We start from the raw sequence: 17,774 nt of genomic DNA on the forward strand, positions 1-17,774 counted from the left end.
AAAAAATATGTTGCATAAAATCGAATTATGTTGTAAAATATAAAAGTTGATATTTGATGATAGAGGAGATAAATATGAATAGGTTAGATAGAATCGAAAAAATATTGAATGAAAATACCAAAGGCTTAAAACTATTAAAAGATAGACAATTAAAGACCGATGAACAATTGCGAAAGACCGATGAACAATTGCGAAAGACCGATGAACAATTGCGAAAGACCGATGAACAATTGCGAAAGACTGATGAAGAATTGCGAAAGACTGATGAACAGCAAAGAAAGACTAATGAAGATATATCTCGTGTATCCAGAGAAATCGGTGGAGGATTAGGGAGAATGGCAGAAGGATTAACCGCACCTTCTATCCCTAAGTTATTCGCAGAATTAGGCATAAAAGTAAAACATGTCTTTCAAAGGGTAAGAACTATTGAGGATGGCAAATGTATTGGTGAAATAGATTTGGTCTGTCCCGCGAGAAGAAATGGGAAAGAATTGGTATTACTTGGAGAGGTAAAAGCACATCTTACCTCAACCGATATAAAAGACTTTTTGCCTTCTATTGAGCATTTCAAAGAATACTTTCCTGAATATAAAGAAGCAGAAATTATCACTTTGGTCTCGGGTATGTATGTGGCTGAAGAGGCAAAAAGATTTGCTTATAAAAAGGGGTGTTATATCCTTGCTCCAGCAGAGGATACAATGCAAATTCTAAATCCTAAGGATTTTAAACCAAAAGTATATTAACTAATGAAATACTGTAACTGTTCAGCCACAGATGAACACAGATAAAACACGGATTTTTTTAAATATACGCAAGTAATTGCTTTTCAAATTAATAGAAGTATAAAAACGGGATTTTGATTTCGGGGTTTGGGATAAAAGAAACATTATTCTCATACCACCTCATTACTAATCCTGATTTACCCAAAAGTCTGTCTTTATCTGTGCTAATCCGTGTTAATCTGTGGCTAAATAATTACTATCTTTTTACCTATACCTGAACGGTTACGAAATACTTACAAAGAGGAGGTTTTTAAATTATGGCTATAAAAGTAGGAATAAATGGCTTCGGTCGGATTGGAAGGGGGGTTTTAAGGGCAGGAATTGATAATTCAAAAATAGATTTCGTGGCGGTAAATGATGTAACTGACGCGAAAACATTAGCCCATCTCCTTAAATATGACTCAAATTTTGGCATACTTAACAAAGAAGTATCAGCGACTGCAGATTCTATTATCGTTGGTGGCAAGGAAATAAAGGTTCTAAAGGTTAAAGACCCGCAAGAACTGCCTTGGAAGGATTTAGGGGTAGAGATGGTTATAGAATCAACCGGACATTTTACAGATAGAGAATCTGCTTCAAAACACTTGCAAGCGGGTGTGAAAAAGGTGATTATCAGTGCCCCGGCGAAGAATGAAGACATTACAATTGTGCTTGGTGTAAATGAGGACAAATACAACCCAAACACCCACCACATCATCTCTAATGCCTCCTGCACCACCAATTGTTTAGCCCCGATAGTAAAGGTATTGCTGGATAATTTTGGGATAAAGCGTGGATTAATGACGACTATTCATTCTTATACAAATGACCAGCGAATTCTTGACTTACCACATAAAGATTTACGACGGGCAAGAGCCGCGGCTATATCTATGATTCCTACTACTACCGGCGCCGCAAAAGCCATTGGATTGGTTATTCCAGAACTAAAAGGCAAATTCCACGGCATTGCCATTAGAGTGCCAACTCCTAATGTTTCATTGGTAGATTTGGTCGTGGAGATCGAAAAGGATGTAACTAAGGAAGAGGTAAATGCGGCAGTTAAATCTGCGGCTCAAGGAAAATTAAATAAATATTTAGAATATTGTGAGTCACCTTTAGTCTCAACGGATTTTAACGGTAACCCTAAATCCGCTATATTCGACCCGGAATATACCACGGTGATGGAGAATAACTTAATTAAGGTTTTAGCCTGGTATGATAACGAATGGGGGTATTCTTGCCGCGTGGTGGATTTGATTGAGTATATAATGAGTTAAGGGAGACTGGAAATCATGGAAAGGATAGAATATCAACCTGATATAGAATTGAATTATTTAATTAAGGCAGGGATATATAAGAGTAAGAAAGAAGTAGTACAAGAAGCTCTAATGACATTATTACAAAATCATCCTCAATACAGAATTGAGATTGCTATTCAAACATATCAGAATGAACCTATATCATTAGGTAAGGCAGCAGAAATTGCTGGGGTATGCTGGGAAGAGATGCGTAAAATAATGGTAAATAGAGGTATCCCTATTAGATTAGGTCCTGAAAATATAGAAGAAGCTAAAAAGGAAATAGAAACATTAAAAGATTAATATGAGCAAAATAGCCATCTTAAATAATACAGTTCTCTCTAACTTTTCATCAGTTAATAGATTAGATTTAATTAAATTCGCCTTTGATGAATATTATACGAGTAAAGATGTGGTTGATGAAGTTAGTATAGGAATCAAAAGAGGATATGATTTTCTTCAACAAGTTAGAGAAAATATTTATCCACTTAATAAAAATGGTTGGTTAAGAATAGAGAACATAAGAAAGTTAAGTGATTATAAACTTTATGATAAACTGTTAAAAACCGTAAGTCGAGGAGAGGCTTCTTGTATTGTTATAGCTTATCAAAAAGGATGGATATTTGTCTCTGATGATAAGGATGCAAGAATAATTGCAGACTCTTTTGGAGTTAAAATTTCAGGAACATTAGGTATATTAAAAATAGCTATTGATAAAGGGATTATTTCTATAAAAGAAGCAGATTTCTTACTTGATTTAATGATTAAACGAGGGTATAGAGCACCAATTAGAAACATAAGGGAAATACTGGAGGTAGAATAAAATTGAACATTAAATTCTCAAAAGGTGGTGTCAAAAATAATATGAAAGAAATTGGAAATGAATAGAAGGTGTTTTTGAACAAATCAAGGAGTATTTAGGGGAAACTTTTAGTTCGGCAGGCTCACTATCAGGTTTTTCTCTTTGTAGCGATGAGGCCAGAGATAATAATCTTGAAGTTAATTCGTGTAATTTGTGTAATTCGTGGTTAAAAAATGGGGGGAGGGAAGCTCAATTTACATAAGTGCTTGAAAATATAGAAAGTTAAGAAAATTTGTAGGTAAAATTTTTGACATTACCGAGGCTAACTAAAGGAGGAAAAAATGGATTTTAATAAATTAACTATTGAGGATATGGAGATAAAAGGAAAACGCGTATTAATTCGTGTGGATTTTAATGTACCTTTAGATAATGGAGGCAATATTAGTGATGATACAAAGATAACCGCTCATCTACCCACAATAAATTATGCCTTATCCCACGAGGCAAAAGTTATCCTGATGTCGCATTTAGGCAGACCTAAAGGAAAGGTGGTGGAAAAATTAAGTCTGGCACCTGTGGCTTCAAGATTGAGTGAACTACTTAAAATAAAGATTAATTTTGTAAATGAGTGTATAGGAGAAAAAGTAAGAGAGGTGGTGATGGCAATGCACCCCAAAGAGGTAGTCCTTTTAGAAAATTTGAGGTTTCATCCAGAGGAAGAAACAAACGACCCAAATTTTGCAAAAGAATTAGCCTCTCTGGGTGAAGTATATGTTGATGATGCCTTTAGTGCTGTCCATCGTGCCCATGCATCTATTTCTGCTATTACTCAATATTTCCCACAAGCGGTGAGTGGATTTTTGCTAAAAAACGAGATAGAATATCTAAGTCGTGTTTTCCTTCATCCAGATAGACCAATTTGTATTGTTCTTGGTGGTGCAAAGGTATCCTCTAAAATTGGCGTTATTGATAATCTTCTGAATAAAATTGATAAATTAATTATTGGCGGCGGTATGGCATATACCTTTTTAGCCGCTCAAGGTAAAAAGGTTGGGAATTCACTATTAGAAAAGGATAGACTCGAAGATGTAAATAGGATTCTAACAGATGCCACGAAATACAGAGTAGAAATTCTGCTTCCAGGTGACCACCTCATAGCTGATGCGATTAAAGAAGATGCAAATACCCAAATAGTAAATTTGGAAGATGGTATTCCTGATGGCTGGATGGGAGTGGATATAGGGCCACAAACTATGGAAAAGTTTACTAATGCCTTGAAAGGGGCAAAAACTATATTCTGGAATGGGCCAATGGGTGTTTTTGAAATTGATAAATTTAATACTGGAAGTACTACTATCGGAAAGGCGATTGTAGATACAGGTGCACTGACTATTGCCGGCGGCGGTGATACAGATGCGGTCATCGATAAATTAGGATTAATGAATAAAATAACACATATTTCTACGGGTGGTGGTGCATGTCTGGAATTCCTTGAAGGTAAAGAGTTACCTGGAGTTAAAGTATTGACAAATAAAGAATAGAGGTAAAATCAATGCGCAGACCAATTATTGTGGCAAATTGGAAGATGAATAAAACAACTAAAAAGGCAATACAATTTGTGACTGAGTTAAAAGAACAATTATCTAATTATACAGGTGTTGAAGTGGTTGTATGTCCTCCTTTTACAGCTTTAAGTAGAGTAAAGGAAGTCTTGCAGGATAGTAAAATAGTTATTGGCGCCCAAAATATGTATCCAGAGCCAGCAGGGGCAGTTACCGGTGAAATATCCCCTTTAATGTTGATTGATGTTAATTGTGAGTATGTCATTATTGGTCATTCTGAAAGACGAATACTATTTAATGAGACGGACGAAATAATTAATAAAAAACTTAAAGTTGCTTCTACTTATAGACTTAGACCTATATTGTGCATTGGAGAACACATCGAGCAAAGAGATGCGGGTAAAACTGAAAAGGTAGTCTATCAGCAATTGATTAACGGATTGGCGGATATAGGTAAAGATGATATTTTAAAAATGGTCATTGCTTATGAACCAATCTGGGCAATTGGCACGGGTAGAACCTCTACTCCAGAGGATGCTAATGCTATTCATAAATTTATTCGTCAGACTTTAAATGATATTTATGATGAAAAAGTCGCTTCAAAAATCAGGATTCAATACGGTGGTAGTGTTAGACCGGATAATATCGATGCCTTGATGTCCCAATCTGATATTGATGGGGTCTTAGTCGGTGGGGCAAGTTTAGATGTGCGGTCTTTTGTTAGAATTGTGAAGTTTAAAAGAGAGGTTGTGTGAATCGTAACATTTTACCCAAAATTTGGTAAATGGTAACTGGTGATTGGTAATTAGTTACCAATTACCAATTGATTATTTACTTTTAATTTCGTGAAACCCTATTATTAAATACTTGAGGAGGTGAAAAATAATGTCTGGACATTCAAAATGGGCTGGAATTAAACATCGTAAGGGCGCATTAGACGCTCAACGAGGTAAGATTTTCTCTAAATTAATTCGCGAAATCACCGTTGCCGCAAGAAATGGGGGAGGTAATCCAGAAAATAATGCGCGACTTCGTATGGTTTTAGACAAGGCAAAAGGTGAAAATATGCCTGCGGATAATATTAAACGCGCCATTCAACGAGGCACAGGTGAATTACCAGGAATAGTTGTTGAAGAGGTAACCTATGAAGGTTATGGACCTGGTGGAGTAGCAATGTTAGTCGAGGCAATGACGGATAATAAAAATAGAACTACTTCTGAAATAAGAAGAATTTTTTCACGAGGTGGCGGAAATATGGGTGAGTCAGGCTGTGTGTCCTGGATGTTCCATAAAAAAGGTTGTCTATCGGTTGATAAAAAGGACATAGGTGAAGATGAATTGTTAGAGATGATTATGGAAGCAGGGGCAGAAGATATGAAATTGGAAGATGATGTCTATGAAATTACTACTGACCCACAAAGTTTTGAAGAAGTGAAAAACATCTTAGCTAAAAATGGTCTTAAGTTAAAATTCGCTGAGATTTCAATGGAACCCCAAAGCTATATTAAGGTTGACGCAAATACGGCTCGAAGCGTCTTAAAACTGATTGAAGCCTTAGAAGAAGACGAGGATGTTCAAGAGGTTTATTCTAATTCTGATATTCCAGATGAAGTTATGCAAGAATTACAACAAGGATAAAAAGGTGAGAATGAGAAACACTCAAACCTTAATCTCAAAATATGTAAGGGTTCAGGTAGGATAAAAATAAGGAGAAAGGGAGAAGATGGAGAAGTGGAGAAAAGAAGAGTTAACTGATAGGATTATTAATGCCTGTATTAATGTCCATAAAAAGTTAGTGTCGTGTTGAACAAATAACGCACGGAATTTGATTCTGGTAACTGGTGATTGGTAACTGGTAATTAAATACCGTTCGGCTGAGCTCAGGACGAAACTATTTAACCAATTACCAGTTACCAATTATCCGTTTGCAGGTTACGAAACCTGATGATGCCCCGTGCAAAACTTACTCAACACGACACCAGGATTAATGTCTGAAGGGTGGAGCAAGAAAAAGTTTGAGCCCTTTCTCCAATTCTCCCTTTTCCCCATTTCTCCTTGTTTACACTTCTAATGTATAGCCCTGTAATGTATAGCCCTGAACGGTTACCAAAATATGATTGTATTAGGCATTGACCCGGGATTAGCCACAACAGGCTACGGAATAATTAAACACAATGAAAAGTTAGAACTGATTCATTATGGTTCTATAGAAACGAGGGCAAATCAACCTTTCATAATACGCTTACAGATGATATACAGGGAGATGAAAAAACTCCTGCGGCTATACAAACCGGATGTAGTTGTTATCGAAGAGATATTTTTCTGCAAAAATGTAAAAACCGCTTTACAAATTGGACATGTTCGAGGCGTAATAATGTTAGCCGCGATTGAGGCGAATAGTGAAATAGCAGAATACACCCCACTTCAAGTCAAGCAAGCACTTACCGGCTTTGGTCGAGCACAGAAAAAACAAATTCAGCAGATGGTTAAAATATTATTAAACTTAAAAACTATCCCAAAACCTGACGATGCCGCAGACGCATTAGCAGTAGCAATATGCCATATTCATTCCTCAAAATTTCGACCTGTACGGTTAGATTAACCTTACTCACATCTTTTAAAACCATCACTGATTTAATCCTTATCGTTACCCACATCTTTTAAAAACCACGAAGGGCAGGGAGAGCACGAAGAATTATAAAACAAATCTTTTAATCCCATCTTTCAATTTCTTCTCATTAAAGGTAATCGTCGAGGTAATATTTGTAAAAACAAGATTTTTTGCATCTTTTGGTGTTTATAATGTTCGTAGTAACCCGCTTTAGCGGGTGAATAACCGCATAAATGCGGTTACTACAAACCAGAAGGTTACCATTTTTCTTTGTGTCCTTCGTGCTCTTCGTGCTCTTCGTGGTATTTCTCTCTATTTCTCTCATTCTACCCAATTTGTGGGTAAGGATAAGGATTTAATCAGGAATGGTTTATCTTCATTGCACAGGTCGAAAATATTCAGAAAAAAGTTCTTGACTTTAACCAGTTAAAAGGATATAATTTCAAATGGAGAAAAAACTATGGCTATTTCATTGATAAGGGAAGAACAAGAACACATTATTAGGGTATTACCTATATTATTAAAGAAGGATGAGCAATTTAAAACCTCACTCTATTCCGTCTTAAGCGAGACTTTTGTTAAAAAGGATGACTTTTCTGAGCTTAAGGAGATAGTCAGGGAGCTTGGTGTAACCGTCAAGGAGCTTGCAGAGGCACAAAAAAGGACAGAACAAAAGGTAGAAGAGCTTGCAGAGGCACAAAAAAGGACAGAGGAAGGAATAAGAGCCCTGACAGAATCTCATAAAAACCTTGCCCAAAAAGTAGGTGGCCTTGACCATACAGTTGGCTTCAGGCTTGAGGATGAATCCTATAAAGCACTACCAGGTTTTTTTAAAAGGGATATGGGTCTGGAAATTATAGGCAGGCTTAAGAGAGACTATATTGAAACAGGGAAGGAAAGATACATAGAGGTGAACATCTTTGGAAAAGGAATGTTAAATGGCAAAGAATACACTATTATAGGAGAAGCAAAGTCCCAGCTTAAGAAAAGAGATGTGGATGATTTTATAAAACATGCAGAGATGGTAAAAGGATATGTAAAAAAGGAGCAAATAAGAGTTCTTGTAACCTACCAGGCACATCCCGGTGTTCAAGATTATGTTAAGAAACAAGGGATTAGGCTATATTTTTCGTATGAATTTTAAAGGAGAGAAATTTCACGCCAGGGCGCAAAGACCGCAAAGAAAAAAAGTATGTGTTTAGCCACAGAGACACGGAGAACACAGAGGAGTATTAGAATTTAGGACTTTAGTTCTAATTTTGTCTCCTGAATACTTTATAATTCTTTGTGAACTCTGTGCCTCTGTGGCAGGGCTAAACACATACGAAAAAAATACCTTTGCGTCCTTTGCGGAAAAAAAGGATGGTTCGACAGGCTCACCATGACATTCGACAGGCTCACCATGACAGTGGTTCGTAGTTCGACAGGCTCACTATGACACCAGTTCTGAAGAGTAAATTTCGACCTGTGCAATTAGATTGATTCACCGCAGAGACGCAGAGGGAAAATAAATGTAAAATGTAAAATGGGAAATGAAAAATGGGAAATTTTAGCATTTCGCAAGACTCGACACCCTTTGGTTACGCATTCTCATTTTACATTTCTCATTTTACAGTGTCCATTTTACATTGATTACATAGGTCGAGATTTTTTACTCTTCAGGACTGGACCTGATTATGGTACAGGGTAAAAAAACTATGTAGGTCGAGATTCACATCTCGACAAAAAATAAAAAGGAGGATGAAAAAAAATGAAAAGGACAATAATTTCATTAATGTTGTTATTTGGGCTAAGTATCAGCCCTACATCTGCCTTTACAGCACAAATTTACGGGGCGGATGCGGTTCTTACTCCACAGGTTGGTGACCTTATGGGTGGTTTAGGCTGTTTTGTAGGAGGTGAGGTTCCAGGTCAGTATGATTGGACGATAGGCAATTGTGTACCTGGTGGTGTTCCAACAGATGATATGGTGTTTTCCACCCAGGATCCAACAACTGGTTGGCGAGAAAGGATGCGCATTACCAGGGAAGGTAATGTCGGCATCGGGACTACGACTCCGAATGAGAAACTAAGTGTTGCTGGGGTGATTGAGTCAACCAGCGGAGGAATTAAATTTCCAGACAACACAGTTCAGACAACCGCCGCAGGTGGAGGACACTACATAGGCGAATCTTATGGTGGTGGGATTGTATTTTATGTCTATGATAATGGACAACACGGTTTAATAGCTGCTACAGCCGATCAATCCACATCTATGAGATGGTATGCTGGAACTTATATACGCACAAGGGCTCAGGCAGATGGTGTAGGAGCAGGAAAAGCAAATACAGCCATTATCATTGCCAGCCAGGGAGATGGGGATGGTGCTACCTATGCAGCCAGAGTTTGCAATGAGTATTCAGTAACAGTAGATGGTGTTACCTATGGCGACTGGTACTTACCATCAAAACACGAGTTGAATTCATTGTATCAACAAAAGGATGTGGTTGGCGGTTTTGGTAGCTACGTCTACTGGAGTTCTACCGAGATCTCTAGCGGCGTCGCGTGGGGCCAGTCCTTTGACTATGGCGGCCAGAACTACGCCAATAAGAACGTCACATTGAGAGTGCGTGCGGTTCGGGCTTTTTAACTATTTATCTATTTAACTATTTAATTACCGCGAAGCGGTCGAATTTTTTTGAGAAAGATGGCATTAACACACGATTTACCTATTTACAGAGATGTCTACAAACTCATATTGCAGGTTTTTAATTTCACGAAAGATTTTCCACGTGAGTACAAATACACGCTTGGTCAGGACATGAAACGCTATGCAATAGTGCTTGTCCGCTCAATATATCGGGCTAATCGTTCATTAGACAAGAAACAATACCTTGAAGAGTTTTTAGATTGTTTTGAGATATTGAAATTGGAAATACGGTTAAGCGTTGATATGAAAATACTCGCGGTAAAAAAACAGGCGGAATTATCAGCTTTGCTCGATAGTATAGGTAAACAGGCAACAGGTTGGAAAAATGCTGTAAAAGTTTAAAAGCCGGAATTTCGGCAGCTACGGGTTGTCGGAAGCGAGCAGATTTTGGTAACTATTCAGAGGTATGAAGATTTGCCACAGAGACACAGAGGCACAGAGAAAAATTAACAGAGAAGTCGCTTGGGTCCATCTTTTAAAAGCTGATTCCAATAGACCAGGTCCCAAATACCGATGAACTTCTATTGCATCTCCAATTATCTGCTCTGTCCGTTCTTTTTCTAAAATCATTACTCCGTGCCTCCGTGTCTCTGTGGTAATTCCACAGGTCGAAATTTTTCAATCGCTAATTCTAATTCCTTTTTTATCTCCGGGTCATTTTCTTCAACTACCCATTTCTTAAATTCGTTAATGACTGTTTCTTTTCGTAATTCACCTAATCCATAGATAGCGGCTAATTGCAATTTTTTATTATTACATTTAGCCATTTTTAATAAAGGGTCAATGACTTCATCGAATTTTAAGTTAGCCAGTGCCACTGCCGCGGCGACACGCATATTTTCATCCTCTCTTTCATCGGTTAATATCTTTTTCAGTGGAGCAATTACCTTTTTAGTTTCCATTTTAGATAAAAGTTGGGCTAAGACAAATCTAAGTTTCCAATCCTTATTTTTATCTACCAATACCTCAATTATCATTGGTGCTGCGGGTTTACCCACAAATCGCAGGTAGGATATTTGAGGTTTTCCAATAGTAAATATTTGATTGATATCATTTGTGGAATTACAGGTTTTTTCTAATAATCCAATCTCACGCCAGATTTCCTTTTTTATATCATCACTAATTTCCTGTTTTTCTGTCCTTTTAAAGGTATGACTAATCCACAGAAACATAGTGATTAAAATTATGGCAAAGATAAGAATTCTTAGAAGTGGATTTTGTGGCTTTTCCATCTAAAACTTCACCTTTGTTCCAAATGATGAGGTTTGGGATTTATTCCCAATGTTATCATAGACTTTTTGATAGATATAACTTAAAGATATGTTTTTTGATAACTCAAAATTTATTTTTTCTGTAAGCGTACTATTGGGCGCATTAAAATCAAGCAAGTGATACCCTTTTTGCCTTCTTTCATGGTCATAGAGGAAGAAAACAGAGATATTTTGTTTAATAATAAGTTGAAATAACTCTTTTTTTAAGAGTAATTCCAGATGTAATCTTGGGGCTATTGTTTCTTTCAGGTCTTCATATCCTGAAGAGAGCAAGATTAATCTGGCTATATCCAGATTAGCACCTGAATACCATCCTGTCTGGCTTTCTGCCTGCTGGATGCTGGAAGTCCCATTTCTTCTTATTTCATATAACGGATTAAATAGAGCCGGGACAAAATTAGAATCTAAGTCTCTAAATTCTGTTTTATAACCCAGGATAGTATTAACTGAAACAAGGTTTAATTTTCCTCCCAATCCTACAGATAATCCATCACCAAAACCAGATATTTTCGCATAATCTGTGTAAAAACCTAAAACCTCTTTATAAATTGGCAACTCAAAATCTAATCCATAAACACTCAAATTATCTTTGTCCCCAATTTGAGGTTTTGTGTCATTAACATAGGTTGCTCCAATAATAATTTTGCAAAGTAAAGGATTATTTAGATTTTTTAATGGTAAAAAGTAAATTCTACCTCCATAAAGTCGTGGGTCAGTAATATCATTAATCAATGTTTCTACGCCACCGTTTTTAAAATTAATATCTATATTTGCCCCGAGAAAATTTTTGCTTGTATCTGTTCCTTGATTAGAATATCTATCCACAATGAACCCATGTCCTAATGTTGCTTCTGATAATTTTCCCAGATAAATGTATAGCGGACTGTCATCCTTATTTGCCCAACGAATATAATTTACGATATTACCCACTTCCTCCCAATCTTCCTCCCGAAAGCCATCTTCCTCATTCCACCGACACAATAGATTTAATCCAATTCCAAATTTACCCCGCTTAAATTCAGGATGGAAAACTATTTCATTATAATAATCTCCATCAATCATTCTGACGCCAATTACACCCGCCCACCGCCATTCTTTTTGTTTGCCTTCACCATAACAAATTAGTGGAAAAAAGAATAAAGAAATAATCATTGACAACTCAATAAATTTTTTATAATTCATTTTATCTTCCTCCTTTGAAGTTGGTAACTGGTAATTGGTAAATGGTAATTAAATATCGTTTGGATGAATTCACCTGGAGTTTCGTTAATTTAAGGAGCCATTGAAACTATCTGAATCCTTATCAATCTGTTTATTTTGCTCAAAGATGGCAAAATTAGGCTCAAAAGCCTGATGATTTTTTTGCAACTTATCCTTTGAAGTTGAGTTGATAAAAAAATGCTTTACCTATTTTCTTCCCTTTGTGTCCTTTGCGTTACTACTTTGTGCCCTTTGTGGTTTATCCTTTTTTAACCGCAAAGAACGCAAAGAAATCAACCGCAAAGAACGCAAAGATTAAAGGCAAAAGGAATCATAGAAAATTCACGAAACTCCAGTTCACGATGAAGCCATTCAACCAATTACCAATTACCAGTTACCAATTACCAGTTACCAATTACCAGTTACCAATTACCAGTTACCAACAGGATATTCCCGTATGACCTTTACGGCTATTCCACCACGGATATTCCAGACTACCTCGATTTTTGCCCATTTAGGTTGGACTATGGTAACAAAATCATCAAGTATTTTATTGGTAGCGTGTTCTTGAAATATTCCAATGTTCCGATAGCCCGTAAGATAAAGTTTCAATGCCTTTTGCTCTACCAGAAATTTATTAGGTTTATACGCAATTGTCAAGGTCGCAAAATCGGGCAGACCTGTCCTGGGACAAACAGTAGTCAATTCATCGGTGCTTAATTCCACAATGTAATCTCTATCCGTATATTGATTTTCCACCACCTCTAATTCAGGTGTAATTTTCAAACCCCGTATTTTATCCTGTTTTCCTTCATAACCTGTTTTTGCCATATTATTTTATTTCCTCCTTTGTAACCGTTCACCGCAGAGACGCAGAGAAAAAATTAAAATCTATTGGTAACTATTCAGCCACAGATGGACACAGATGAAACACTGATTTTATTTTTTTATCCGTGCTAATCCGTGTTAATCAGTGGCTAAATAGTTACTTTATTTCTATGTCTTCTCTGTTTCTCTGCGTCTCTGCGGTAAAGGATTACCTGGACGGTTACCTTCCTTTTACCCTTTCCTGGTCAATTGGACTATTTTATCTGTGACGACATCTTTAATAAATAATGCCCCATTTTTAGAATAGGCAATTTTATTTTTAAACGGTAACCAATTAAAATCATCAATCAAATCCTCAAGTTTTTTTTCTTTTTTATCCATTATCCAGAGATTTCCATTCTTTAAATAAGCAAGAATCTGTCCATCACAAGACCATTTAGGGCGGCTACCTTTAACTAATTTAGATTCTCCTTCTTCATTTACATCTTTTATCCAGAGCATGTCATTGCGTTCAAAGGCTATTTTGCCCGTGATAGAAATATTGGGATTTTTTCCGTGATTTATCAATTGGACATAGTTGGTGCCGTCTTTATTGATAATCCCAATATTTTCTTTAAAATCAGTCGGCTGAATGAGATCCAATAAATATTCATTAGCTATTTTACCTTTTTCCTGATGTATTTTTTGATTTATCTTAAGGTGAAAATTCCACCAATTTAAAGAAGTTTTCTCATATTGTTCAAATATTATTCTGTCTTCAAACCAATTTGGGCAGCAACCGCCCAGTAATGTAAGTTGAAATTTGTTAGTTCCATCCGTTGACATAACATAGATATTATCTGCGTTTTCATAAGCGAGGTATTTTTTATTCCGGGACAAAACAGGATTTTTGCCGCCTTTTAATGTCAGAAGATATGGAGTTTTATCCTTTAATCTGGCAATATTTCCACCAAGATTACCAAAGATAGAAACCTCATCATAAGATTTTGGGACAAAGATTAAACCTTTAAACGAGGCTAATATCTCTATCGGAGTTCCCTGATAGACCTGTTGTTTTCTTGTATTATTAATTATAAAATAACTCTTTGAATCATAACACAGGATTTTTGAATCCAGCCATTTTAATGGGGTTACTTTTGAATAAGATAATAATTTATCTCCAAGAAATAATCTTCCTTTTGAATCATTATAAGCAATTAATTTACCATTTGGGAGTGGATTGTAGCCTTTGTATATTACTTGTTTAATTTTTCCTTTTAAATCTAAAACCCTATAAATGAAAAAATCCTTTCTCTTAGTTATGCCGCATAGGGATTGGTTAGATTTCCATTGAAGGCAACCTGGGATGATATTGGATAAATGTTGCCAATTTTTGCCGTTTGCATCTATGATTGATGTTCCTCGATAGTTTGAATATGCGATTTTAGATGAATCAGGAGACCAACAAATATCTCTGGCACTGTCATAAACCACTGTATGCACCATACCCCGTTGAACATCCACTATTTTTACCTCTTCAGATATACCCCTTACCCATTTTCGAGTTATGCCATAGGCAATTTTATTACTATCCTTTGACCAGCGAAATCCTTGTGATGTCGAAAAGCGAATTTGCTTATCGAAAATCTTGTTTATCCTTTTTCCTGCATTGCCATTAGAATCAAATATCACCAGGTCAGCGACACTACCATCTTTACTCCAATCTAAACAGACAAATTTTGTCGAATCATAAGACCATACAGGGGAAAAAGAACCAGCCGAAAGGGATTTTACAAGAAGTTTAGTCAACTTATTATCTTGAATCAGGAAAAGCGTATCTTCGGTTTCATAAATAATCCCTTTTCTGTCAAAAGACCAGTGAATATTCACTTTTACCCCTTGTTGTTTTACCAGTTTTGTTTTTTTGACTCCATCAATACCTACCCGCCAGAGATAATCACCACTTCCAACTATAAATTCATTCCCCCCTGGTGAAAAAAACATTTTGGTATTAAAAGGGAAAATATCCATATTATTGACATCTTCTTTCGTTAAATTTATTAAAACTAATGAATCTTTATTATTGTAAATAATCCCTTTATCAAGACATAAAAAATAGGTTTTGGGCTGATTTTCGTTCTGGATTATGCGGATTTGAGGAGACATTTTCCGAATAAACTCCAGAACATCATTTTTAAGAGTGGTATAGGGATAATTGGATAGGATTTTTAAAAACTCATCTTTTGCCTTATCGTTTTGGCGTTGAAGATACAGGCAAAATCCTATCATTGCTTGAGAGTAAGGGGTTATTTTACCTTTAAAAAATTTTTTAGTAACTCGTTGAAATTGCGAGATAGCACGCTGATAATTTCCCTGGGATAGATACACCTCTCCTATTCTAAATAGTCCTTCATCGACTAAATCCTCATCCGGGTAATTCTTAACGACTAATTTATATGCCTGTTTAGCCTTGCCAAATTTACCGCAAGCCCAGTAAAGTCGGCCAATATTATACTGAGCCTCATCGGCCATATCACTGTTGGGAAACATCTTCAGGAATTTTTTAAACCTAACAATAGCCGCTGGATAATCTTTGTTTTTAGCATAACAAAATGGAATAAAAAAACTAATAGATTCTAAGTATTTACTATTGGGATAATCATTTAATAATTTAAGGTAGGCTTTTAGTGGTTTATCCCAATTTTTGTCTGTATTGGCGCATTCTTTAAATTTAATCTTGCAAATCTGATAATAGGCATCCTCGACATAATCAGAACCAGGATATTTATTAATAAATTTTTTAATCCTAACAATAGCCATTGGATTAGATAATTTACGACTTTCGCTTATCGTTTGCCAGTAAATCTCGCCAATGTTTCGTCTGGTCTGTTTTGTAATTATTATCGTACTTCCCACACCAAAAAATATGCCGATAATAAATATTAGACAAAACAATAGAACCTTCTGAGTTAATCTCATAACAAAATACGCCTCGCTCTGGAATTCAGGTAATCGGTAATCCAGTAAAAATTAAACACTTACCTACAAATCAACCACTGAGATAATCCCTTCATAATCTACAAATTCCTTGCTAACGACATAGCACTCTGGTAATCCTATTGTTGTCGAGATAGTTTTTAGCCTTTCAAAATCACCTGGGATTCCTTTGAGTTTAACCTCAATACCAATCCTGCTATCAAGGATAAAGTCAATTTCTCTGCCGGATCTCCTTTGATAATAATGGATATTATTAAATTGCGATAAAGCATTGAAGACCGCATTCTCACAGAGTGCACCATCAGAAACCTTTGCAAACTCACTCACTATCCCGGTATCACAAAAATAACCCTTTTTGGCTTTACTCACCAGTTTATCCATACTCCCGGTAAACGGCGGAACCAGGGTAATAAAAAATGTATCTTGTAAGAAGGAGAGATAGGAATATATAGTCTCCCGAGAGGTGCCCAACTCAGAAGCCAACCTGGCAATATCAAGTTTTGAGCCTACGCGAGCAATTAACAAAAGCAATAAGTCCCTGAATAACTGCACTTCTCTAAACTTAGCAAGGTTCTGCACATCTTTTTCAAAATAGGATTTAAGGATATCATGAAGATGCATCTTCTTCCTGGTAATATCTTCCTCCAGAACTACCTGTGGGAAACCTCCGTAATTAAGATATTCTTCATAAGCCCCCTTTAACCTCTGATATCGAATAAAATTTTTATACCTATCTCTTTGGATTAAATCTACAAAAGATTCTTTTTCTATACCTTTAAATGTCAAAAATTCCTCAAAATCCAAAGGACGGAGATTAAAGACAAACTTTCTACCCGCTAAGCTTTCTGGAAAAAGATTCTTTAGATAAAAACTACTTGAGCCAGTAAGGAAGAATTTAAAACCAACATGGTCATAAAGATACTTGACTACCTTTACAATGCTGGGCATAGCCTGAATCTCATCAAGAAAGATATAAGCCTTTTCCGCTGAAGTGATACCATATTCCTTTAAGTTTAGAACGATGTTGTTATAATCTATTTCCTCAAATATCTTTTGCACAATTGGATTTTCCAGGTCAAAAAAGGCTTTGTTTTTGCTTTCAATACTATTAAATATGGATTGATAGAGGGTTGTTTTACCTACCCGGCGCATACCAGTAAGCACAATAATCTCGGGTGAAAAGACATATTTTATTAATTCCTTTTGTATCTTTCTTGGGAATATCATAAGTCATAGTCTACACAAATAATAACAATTTGTCAAGTATTATTTGACAGAAGATGTGATTCAGACAATAGACTATAGACATCAGACCTCAGACTAAAGTGGGCAGAAATTGCAGAAGAATGAAGGCTTGGGAGACTTGCCTATACTTCTGTAGGTAAAAATTAGGGAAAAATGCAGGGAGTGAAGTTTTGAGGATGGTTTCCCAAAAGTCACTAATTTCCTGCATAAATAGAGTCTATAGTCTTGTGTCTGATGTCCAGTGTCTTGAATCACAGGTTTCACTTTTTGTAACCGTTCAGGCTATATATCAAAAGTGTAAGAAAGGGGATAAGGAGATAAGAGTGATATGGAGATAAGATAATAGAAATAGATTGAAATTTATAGAAATAGGTAGAAATTGATTGTGGAAAACAACAAATTTCTGTAACCGTTCAGGGCTATACATTAGAAGTGTAAACAAGGAGAAATGGGGAAAAGGGAGAATTGGAGAAATGGCTCAAACTTTTTCTTGCTCCACCCTTCAGACATTAATCCTGGTGTCGTGTTGAG

17 protein-coding genes are annotated in these 17,774 nt (G+C 36.2%); 12 read left to right on the forward strand and 5 right to left on the reverse strand.

Translation table 11 applies throughout. The features are described 5' to 3' along the window. Positions 1-74 precede the first annotated feature (74 nt). The 11 genes from AB1414_04815 to AB1414_04865 all read left to right on the forward strand — a co-directional run bounded on the left by AB1414_04815 (position 75) and on the right by AB1414_04865 (position 10,065). On the forward strand, positions 75-743 hold the full coding sequence (locus AB1414_04815; GenBank protein ID MEW6606767.1) for a hypothetical protein: 669 nt from the start codon (positions 75-77) through the stop codon (positions 741-743). A 296-nt stretch (positions 744-1,039) separates the two neighbouring features. Further along, the gene (gene gap / locus AB1414_04820) at positions 1,040-2,038 is read left to right on the forward strand and encodes a type I glyceraldehyde-3-phosphate dehydrogenase (GenBank protein ID MEW6606768.1); all 999 of its coding nucleotides are present in this window, start codon (positions 1,040-1,042) and stop codon (positions 2,036-2,038) included. Between the two features lie 15 nt (positions 2,039-2,053). Further along, on the forward strand, positions 2,054-2,362 hold the full coding sequence (locus tag AB1414_04825) for a UPF0175 family protein (protein ID MEW6606769.1): 309 nt from the start codon (positions 2,054-2,056) through the stop codon (positions 2,360-2,362). A 1-nt stretch (position 2,363) separates the two neighbouring features. Next, on the forward strand, positions 2,364-2,882 hold the full coding sequence (locus AB1414_04830; GenBank protein ID MEW6606770.1) for a DUF3368 domain-containing protein: 519 nt from the start codon (positions 2,364-2,366) through the stop codon (positions 2,880-2,882). 320 nt (positions 2,883-3,202) lie between these two features. After that, a complete protein-coding gene (locus AB1414_04835; protein MEW6606771.1) occupies positions 3,203-4,402 on the forward strand; it encodes a phosphoglycerate kinase in 1,200 nt (399 codons plus the stop codon). A gap of 11 nt (positions 4,403-4,413) precedes the next feature. Further along, a complete protein-coding gene (gene tpiA / locus AB1414_04840; GenBank protein ID MEW6606772.1) occupies positions 4,414-5,178 on the forward strand; it encodes a triose-phosphate isomerase in 765 nt (254 codons plus the stop codon). Between the two features lie 130 nt (positions 5,179-5,308). Continuing rightward, the gene (locus AB1414_04845) at positions 5,309-6,061 is read left to right on the forward strand and encodes a YebC/PmpR family DNA-binding transcriptional regulator (GenBank protein MEW6606773.1); all 753 of its coding nucleotides are present in this window, start codon (positions 5,309-5,311) and stop codon (positions 6,059-6,061) included. Between the two features lie 475 nt (positions 6,062-6,536). Beyond that, a complete protein-coding gene (ruvC, locus tag AB1414_04850; GenBank protein ID MEW6606774.1) occupies positions 6,537-7,025 on the forward strand; it encodes a crossover junction endodeoxyribonuclease RuvC in 489 nt (162 codons plus the stop codon). A gap of 469 nt (positions 7,026-7,494) precedes the next feature. Beyond that, complete coding sequence (locus tag AB1414_04855; GenBank protein MEW6606775.1) at positions 7,495-8,178, forward strand: chordopoxvirus fusion protein; 684 nt, start codon at positions 7,495-7,497, stop codon at positions 8,176-8,178. Positions 8,179-8,784: 606 nt separating this feature from the next. After that, positions 8,785-9,663 (forward strand): DUF1566 domain-containing protein, encoded by an 879-nt coding sequence (locus AB1414_04860; protein ID MEW6606776.1) that lies wholly within the window; start codon positions 8,785-8,787, stop codon positions 9,661-9,663. Between the two features lie 57 nt (positions 9,664-9,720). Further along, positions 9,721-10,065 (forward strand): four helix bundle protein, encoded by a 345-nt coding sequence (locus AB1414_04865; GenBank protein ID MEW6606777.1) that lies wholly within the window; start codon positions 9,721-9,723, stop codon positions 10,063-10,065. Positions 10,066-10,292: 227 nt separating this feature from the next. Here AB1414_04865 and AB1414_04870 read toward each other — a convergent pair whose 3' ends face one another. Continuing rightward, positions 10,293-10,955, reverse strand: coding sequence for a HEAT repeat domain-containing protein (locus AB1414_04870; GenBank protein ID MEW6606778.1), 663 nt, complete (start codon positions 10,953-10,955; stop codon positions 10,293-10,295). Beyond that, a complete protein-coding gene (locus AB1414_04875) occupies positions 10,956-12,176 on the reverse strand; it encodes a hypothetical protein (GenBank protein ID MEW6606779.1) in 1,221 nt (406 codons plus the stop codon). 239 nt (positions 12,177-12,415) lie between these two features. Between AB1414_04875 and AB1414_04880 the strand changes: the two genes are divergently transcribed. Next, entirely contained in the window at positions 12,416-12,655 is a 240-nt protein-coding gene (locus AB1414_04880) for a hypothetical protein (GenBank protein ID MEW6606780.1), read from the forward strand. Here the strand turns inward: AB1414_04880 and queF are convergent. The 3 genes from queF to AB1414_04895 form a co-directional block, all read right to left on the reverse strand. Beyond that, complete coding sequence (gene queF / locus AB1414_04885; GenBank protein ID MEW6606781.1) at positions 12,624-13,025, reverse strand: preQ(1) synthase; 402 nt, start codon at positions 13,023-13,025, stop codon at positions 12,624-12,626. The two genes, AB1414_04880 and queF, sit on opposite strands and share 32 nt — an antisense overlap. Before the next feature lie 228 nt (positions 13,026-13,253). Beyond that, positions 13,254-15,980 (reverse strand): tetratricopeptide repeat protein, encoded by a 2,727-nt coding sequence (locus AB1414_04890; protein MEW6606782.1) that lies wholly within the window; start codon positions 15,978-15,980, stop codon positions 13,254-13,256. Positions 15,981-16,043: 63 nt separating this feature from the next. Then, the gene (locus tag AB1414_04895) at positions 16,044-17,225 is read right to left on the reverse strand and encodes an ATP-binding protein (protein MEW6606783.1); all 1,182 of its coding nucleotides are present in this window, start codon (positions 17,223-17,225) and stop codon (positions 16,044-16,046) included. Between the last annotated feature and the right edge of the window lie 549 nt (positions 17,226-17,774).

The organism is bacterium (assembly GCA_040755795.1).
In the GTDB taxonomy this organism is placed as follows: Bacteria; UBA9089; CG2-30-40-21; order CG2-30-40-21; family SBAY01; genus JBFLXS01.

Coding starts and splice junctions, on each gene's coding strand:
- AB1414_04825 (MEW6606769.1), top strand. CDS start 2,054: ATGGAAAGGATAGAATATCAACCTGATATAGAATTGAATTATTTAATT.
- AB1414_04895 (MEW6606783.1), bottom strand. CDS start 17,225: ATGATATTCCCAAGAAAGATACAAAAGGAATTAATAAAATATGTCTTT.
- gap (MEW6606768.1), top strand. CDS start 1,040: ATGGCTATAAAAGTAGGAATAAATGGCTTCGGTCGGATTGGAAGGGGG.
- ruvC (MEW6606774.1), top strand. CDS start 6,537: ATGATTGTATTAGGCATTGACCCGGGATTAGCCACAACAGGCTACGGA.
- AB1414_04815 (MEW6606767.1), top strand. CDS start 75: ATGAATAGGTTAGATAGAATCGAAAAAATATTGAATGAAAATACCAAA.
- AB1414_04860 (MEW6606776.1), top strand. CDS start 8,785: ATGAAAAGGACAATAATTTCATTAATGTTGTTATTTGGGCTAAGTATC.
- AB1414_04835 (MEW6606771.1), top strand. CDS start 3,203: ATGGATTTTAATAAATTAACTATTGAGGATATGGAGATAAAAGGAAAA.
- AB1414_04875 (MEW6606779.1), bottom strand. CDS start 12,176: ATGAATTATAAAAAATTTATTGAGTTGTCAATGATTATTTCTTTATTC.
- AB1414_04865 (MEW6606777.1), top strand. CDS start 9,721: ATGGCATTAACACACGATTTACCTATTTACAGAGATGTCTACAAACTC.
- AB1414_04870 (MEW6606778.1), bottom strand. CDS start 10,955: ATGGAAAAGCCACAAAATCCACTTCTAAGAATTCTTATCTTTGCCATA.
- tpiA (MEW6606772.1), top strand. CDS start 4,414: ATGCGCAGACCAATTATTGTGGCAAATTGGAAGATGAATAAAACAACT.
- queF (MEW6606781.1), bottom strand. CDS start 13,025: ATGGCAAAAACAGGTTATGAAGGAAAACAGGATAAAATACGGGGTTTG.
- AB1414_04890 (MEW6606782.1), bottom strand. CDS start 15,980: ATGAGATTAACTCAGAAGGTTCTATTGTTTTGTCTAATATTTATTATC.
- AB1414_04845 (MEW6606773.1), top strand. CDS start 5,309: ATGTCTGGACATTCAAAATGGGCTGGAATTAAACATCGTAAGGGCGCA.
- AB1414_04830 (MEW6606770.1), top strand. CDS start 2,364: ATGAGCAAAATAGCCATCTTAAATAATACAGTTCTCTCTAACTTTTCA.
- AB1414_04855 (MEW6606775.1), top strand. CDS start 7,495: ATGGCTATTTCATTGATAAGGGAAGAACAAGAACACATTATTAGGGTA.